The sequence below is a fragment of the Methylomonas rosea genome (assembly GCF_024505055.1).
Classification (GTDB): domain Bacteria; phylum Pseudomonadota; class Gammaproteobacteria; order Methylococcales; family Methylomonadaceae; genus Methylomonas; species Methylomonas rosea.
Genome location: NZ_JANIBL010000156.1, coordinates 1 through 637, shown reverse-complemented (window position 1 = coordinate 637; position 637 = coordinate 1). Strand labels below are relative to the sequence as shown.

Genomic DNA, 637 nt, shown 5'->3' with positions numbered 1-637 from the left:
AAAGCAGGGCGAAGCAATTGCTTCCAACCTGCGCATGACGGCTGCACAACAGCCTAACCAGTTTGCTTGGTGAACATAGCAAGCGTGAACCACCCGATCCCATCCCGAACTCGGAAGTGAAACCGCTTAGCGCCGATGATAGTGTGGCAGGTTGCCATGTGAAAGTAGGTCATCGCCAAGCGCCTAACCCAAAAGCCCTGCTAACTCTAGCAGGGCTTTTTTTTGACCTGAAATCTACGGGCCTGCGAGACTTTATAGCGGTCACGGTGGCGATTTATCGCGGTGGTTGTTAGAATTCAAAGCTATCAAATTACTTACCGAGATTAGCCATGACAGCCATAGACAGAATCCAAGCCCAATTAGCCAGTCACCCCGTGGTCTTATACATGAAAGGCACGCCGGATTTCCCCCAATGCGGGTTTTCCAGTCGGGTGGTGCAGGCATTGGAAGCCTGTCACGCTGAGTATGTCCACGTCAACATCTTCGAAGACCCTGAGGTCCGTGAAGCCTTAAAAGAATACTCACACTGGCCGACCTATCCCCAACTGTATATCAACGGTGAATTAGTCGGCGGCTGCGACATCGTCATCGATCTCTTCAATAAGGGCGATTTGAATATTTTGCTGGCTAACGTTGG

At 50.7% G+C, this 637-nt stretch carries 1 protein-coding gene and 1 rRNA gene; both read left to right on the top strand.

What is annotated here, in order from left to right:
* Positions 1 to 65 precede the first annotated feature (65 nt).
* Positions 66 to 181, top strand: a 5S ribosomal RNA gene (gene rrf, locus NP589_RS21615).
* 148 nt (positions 182 to 329) lie between these two features.
* On the top strand, positions 330 to 637 hold a 308-nt coding region (gene grxD / locus NP589_RS21610), incomplete at its 3' end, for a Grx4 family monothiol glutaredoxin (RefSeq protein WP_256608818.1).